Raw genomic sequence first — 4,266 nt, forward strand, 5'->3', positions numbered from 1 at the left:
GGCGGGGCAGTCAGACAAGCGCGAAACAGTGGTTACGACGCTTTAGACACCACTACAACCACGAACGACCGAATCAAGCACTCGATGGACAGACGCCAGCTGAGCAGATCCAGAACTAGACAGTGCCATTGTTTAGACGTATCATATATCGGGGAATCTAGCAACATCCGCTCAAGACTCTACAACCATCTGCAATTCTTCGATATCGCGACCGCACACCACTGATGCGACCGCTTCGTCATTTACGTCCTGACGGGGCCCCGCTCACTTCGCTCGCGGGGACTCGGTCAGGACTTCTATATACTCGCAAGTGCCAAACGTAGCCGAAAATATAAAAATTACAATATGTTTATCCGACGCCGGGATTCAGGATACGGTGATGCTCTACCGGAGTGCTCCGGGCCCGACCCTGGCACGACTCGACGGCCCGACGGCGGCGAGACCGACGCGTCTCGCGGTGGTGGCGGACCCACACGTCACGCCGTGGGCGACGGGGACGTGGAAGGTCTTTCACCGCACCGTCGAGCGGTTCAGGACGGCTCTGACGGAGGCCAACCGGCTGGACGTGGACGCGGTCGCTATCGCGGGCGATCTGACCAAGGACGGGGCACCGCAGGAGTTCGATCGAGCCGCGGCGCTGCTCGACGACGTGAGCGCACCGGTCCTGGCAGTCCCGGGCGAACACGACCTGCCACAGCCCGACGACGGCCACCGAACGCCGCCGGCCGAGGCGTTCGCCGACCGCTTCGCCGGCGGCCGCTACCCGTTCGCCGAGCACGTCGGCGGGATCGACCTCGTCGGCATCGACACCGCGACGGCCGGCGACGGCCCGCCTGCCGTCTCCCCGACACAACTGGACTGGCTCGAATCCATTCTCGCCGGACTCGAACGCCCGGTCGTCCTCTGTCACCACGCCCTGACCCCCGCTGACGGCGACGGCCCACCCTCGACCGAGCGCATCGCGAACGCCCGGGAACTCGCCCACGTCCTTGACGCGGGCGGCGTCGAACTGGTCGTCTCGGGCGCTCGCCACTGGCCCGGGATCGGCGCGCTCTCGGGCGTTCGCGAGGTGACCGCGCCCGCCACCTGTTCGCTCCCGCAGGCCTTCCTGCACGTCCGGATCGACGCCAGCGGCACGACCGTCGACCTGCTCCCGCTGGCCGACCGCACCGGGTTCGAGGAAGCGTACGCCGCCGCCAGCGACGGCGACGCCCACGGTCAGTGGGTGGCCAATCGTGCCGATCAGGGAGCGTTGCACCGCTTCCCCCTCGTCGACTGCCGATCCAGCACCACCGTCGCTACCGGTGAACGGGCGTCTTCGGGGCAGTGAGATGCCGGGGACGACCCACCCGCTCGAACCCCTCGACGCGGCCCGGGGCCGGCTCCGAATCCGCCGGCGTCGCCTCGTCGACGAACGCGACGCCTTCGACCGATTCTGTTGCCGCGTCGAGACGCTGCCGACATCCGAGGCCGTCGACGTGCCCGACGCCGTGCTGGCGGTGACGACGCGAACCGAACGCGGGCCGTCCGCGCTCCGTACCGCCTACGACGAGACCGTCACGACGGTCCCACATATCGACGACGCGGACGCGTCGGTCCCCACCTTCGACGACCTGCTCACCCGGACGACCCGGGCCGAACTGCGCCGGGCGGCCCGGCTCACGCCCGGGTTGCAGGCGGCGGTCCTCGACGACGCGACCGCGGCTCACGAGCGCCGCGTCGACCGGATCGGTGCCATCGACGCCGAGCTGGCGACGCTGGACCGGACCGAAGCCGTCGCTCGCGACCTGCTTGCGATCGAATCGAGCGCCGACGCGGCGACCGACGACGGCGCTCGACTCGCCTCGCTCGACCGTCGCTGTCGTCGTCACGCCGCCCGCCGGCGAGCGACGCTGGCGAACCGCGAGGATGCCGCCGCGCCGACGCTCTCGGCCGACTGCTACGCCGCCCTCGATGTCGAGGACCCGGTGCTGTCGGTTCTCGAGGCCGTTCGCGATCTGCTTCCTCGCGTCACCGGGCGGGCCGACTGACGATGGCGTCGGGCCAGACCGACTCCGGTAGCCGCCCCCGATTCAGTCGAAGTCTCCGATGACGCGACCGAGACAGCCCCCGTCCTTCTGGAGGTAGGTGTAATGGCTCGTGACCTGCTCGGCCACGTCGTGGTCGGCGTAGGTGTCGGGGGTCGGCCCGCACGCGCCGTCGACGCCGAGCGCTTCGTCCCCGAACTCCGCCGACCGGTAGAGGACGGTCAGCGTGGTGTCGTCGGTCACGTGGTAGTTGTGGACCTGCTCGGCCCCGGCACGGACCGCCTCGCCCCATCGGCCGTCGTCGGTGACGCTGTCACAGTCGACGGCAGCGCCCAGCAGCGAGAGTGACCGGACGCCGGCGTCGTGATCCCGGAGTTCGTCGAGACAGGAGAGTGCGGGCCGTGCGCCGAGCGAGTGGGCGACGATCCGGACGGGTGCGTCGGGACACTCCGCGGCGACGGCCTGCACCCAGGCGGCGAGTTCCCGGCCCTTCCGGGTGGCGATGGCCTTGCTGGCGTGCCACAGCGGGAGGTTCGCGGGATAGCTGAACCCGACGACAGTGGCGTCGTAGTCGAGTGCCTCGACGGCACCGGCCACGGCGTTGGCCTGATCGGCCGCGTCGCCGGCGATCCGTTCGAGCCAGCCGTGGACGTACACCACGAGTTCCGTCGGATCCGGCGGGAAGGAGCCACGAAGCTCGCCGTTGCGTATCATCGGGAACTCCCGCGGTGCCGCTTGCCCCATCGACAGCGCGTCGAGCGGTAGCCATGACATCCTCGTCTTCTCTCCCCGTCCGGTCGCCGCACGTACCGAAACGTGGACGACTCGACCTATAGCCCTATCGCCGCAAAAATGGGGTCGTGGCTGCCGCGTCAGAACCAGTCGTCGAAGAAGCCGCCGGAGTCACCGCCCCCCTGGAACCCCTCCGGGAAGTTCTCGACCACAGTCTCCATACACCCCTCCTTGGGGTCGTAGTAGAGGCAATGGCCATCGACGATTCCGGTGACGTCGATGTCGTTGTAGTTGTCGGGTGTCTCGGCGTCCTCCGGTGCGCCTTTCGCACCGACGGCTTCGGTGCCGAACTCGCCGATCTGGAGGATCTCGTCGAGGATGTTGTCCGCGCTGCTCCAGTAGTTGTTGACCTCCTCAGCCCCGTTGGCGATGGCGTCGCCGAACTCGCCGTCGACGGTGACGGTATCGCGGGCCATCGCGCCGCCGAGCATCTCCATCGAGCGAACCGGCTCGCCGCCCAGCTCGTTCACCAGTTCGTCCAGCAGGCCGCTGCCGGTACGGGCACCGAGCGAGTGGACGATCAGCCGGACGTCCGTGTCCGGGTTCTCCTCCTGGTACTGCTTGACCCACGAGGCGAACTTGCGACCGGATTTCTCGGCACCGCCTTTTTGCCCCCACCAGTTGGGACTACTGCTCGGGTAATTGTACGCCATCGTGGCGATATCGGATCCGGCGTTCCGGAGCGCCTGCTGCACCGTCGCGCCCTGGGCCTTGGCACCACCGGTGAGCAACTCCACCCACCCGTGGATGTAGATGACGACTTCGTCTTCTCCCTGTGGCATGTCGCCCGTCTCGGACAGGCCGCCCGCACCGATGCCGAGGATGCCCGGGTCCCGCACGACGACCGGATAGTCCTCGGCCGGCTCGACGAGGTTGAGACCGCCGACACACTGCTCCTCGGCCGCCGACGCGGTTCCGCTCATGGCACCGACACCGACCGCTGCCGTGCCACCCGCGGCGATCCCTCGCAGAACCGACCGCCTATTGATCTGTGAACTGCTCCCCCTCTCCATGTCTGAGTGGTCAGACATCACTCACTCCCAGCCACTATCCTCGATTAGTTATTTTCACGCTTATGCACGGCGGTTTTTATACCCTATCGGCTGGTTTATAGAAAACACGAGGCGAAAACCCACGGCTTTAGCCGTGGGATGAAGCCGACAACTGGGAATCAAACCACGCTCCAGTAGCAGGCCGACTCCCAAATGTTTAAGAATTACTCGTCCTACATATAAGATATGGAGGTGCGGCGTACTGTCCCCGTTGCGCTCGATGTAGACAGTGACGACGCCGCACTCCTCGAAGACACCGTAGACACCTTCCTCTGGTGCGCTCAATACGTCGTAGACCACGCTTTCCAAGGCGAGTACGTCACCACCAGCAAGACCACGCTGGATGACGAGACCTACGACGATGTGCGAGAAGCCACAGATGGCTTCAACGGTGG

5 protein-coding genes and 1 pseudogene are annotated in these 4,266 nt (G+C 66.6%); 4 read left to right on the forward strand and 2 right to left on the reverse strand.

Annotated features, from left to right (window positions below):
• The 3 genes from MU521_RS21180 to MU521_RS21190 form a co-directional block, all read left to right on the forward strand.
• On the forward strand, positions 1 to 119 hold a 119-nt coding region (locus tag MU521_RS21180), incomplete at its 5' end, for an integrase core domain-containing protein (protein WP_250864791.1).
• Positions 120 to 379: 260 nt separating this feature from the next.
• Positions 380 to 1,330: a metallophosphoesterase family protein gene (locus MU521_RS21185; protein WP_092695806.1), complete on the forward strand. Its 951-nt coding sequence runs from the start codon at positions 380 to 382 to the stop codon at positions 1,328 to 1,330.
• A 1-nt stretch (position 1,331) separates the two neighbouring features.
• A complete protein-coding gene (locus MU521_RS21190; RefSeq protein ID WP_092695807.1) occupies positions 1,332 to 2,030 on the forward strand; it encodes a DUF7260 family protein in 699 nt (232 codons plus the stop codon).
• Positions 2,031 to 2,072: 42 nt separating this feature from the next.
• Here MU521_RS21190 and MU521_RS21195 read toward each other — a convergent pair whose 3' ends face one another.
• Both MU521_RS21195 and MU521_RS21200 read right to left on the reverse strand, forming a co-directional pair.
• On the reverse strand, positions 2,073 to 2,801 hold the full coding sequence (locus MU521_RS21195) for a DUF726 domain-containing protein (RefSeq protein ID WP_092695808.1): 729 nt from the start codon (positions 2,799 to 2,801) through the stop codon (positions 2,073 to 2,075).
• A 98-nt stretch (positions 2,802 to 2,899) separates the two neighbouring features.
• A complete protein-coding gene (locus MU521_RS21200; protein ID WP_217630207.1) occupies positions 2,900 to 3,742 on the reverse strand; it encodes a lipase family protein in 843 nt (280 codons plus the stop codon).
• A gap of 315 nt (positions 3,743 to 4,057) precedes the next feature.
• On the opposite strand from MU521_RS21200, the pseudogene MU521_RS21205 reads away from it, so the two are divergent.
• A pseudogene (locus MU521_RS21205) lies at positions 4,058 to 4,266 on the forward strand (RNA-guided endonuclease TnpB family protein); the annotation flags it as partial.

It is taken from the genome of Halorientalis regularis (assembly GCF_023698535.1).
Classification (GTDB): domain Archaea; phylum Halobacteriota; class Halobacteria; order Halobacteriales; family Haloarculaceae; genus Halorientalis; species Halorientalis regularis.

Coding starts and splice junctions, on each gene's coding strand:
- MU521_RS21195 (WP_092695808.1), bottom strand. CDS start 2,801: ATGTCATGGCTACCGCTCGACGCGCTGTCGATGGGGCAAGCGGCACCG.
- MU521_RS21190 (WP_092695807.1), top strand. CDS start 1,332: ATGCCGGGGACGACCCACCCGCTCGAACCCCTCGACGCGGCCCGGGGC.
- MU521_RS21200 (WP_217630207.1), bottom strand. CDS start 3,742: ATGAGCGGAACCGCGTCGGCGGCCGAGGAGCAGTGTGTCGGCGGTCTC.
- MU521_RS21185 (WP_092695806.1), top strand. CDS start 380: ATGCTCTACCGGAGTGCTCCGGGCCCGACCCTGGCACGACTCGACGGC.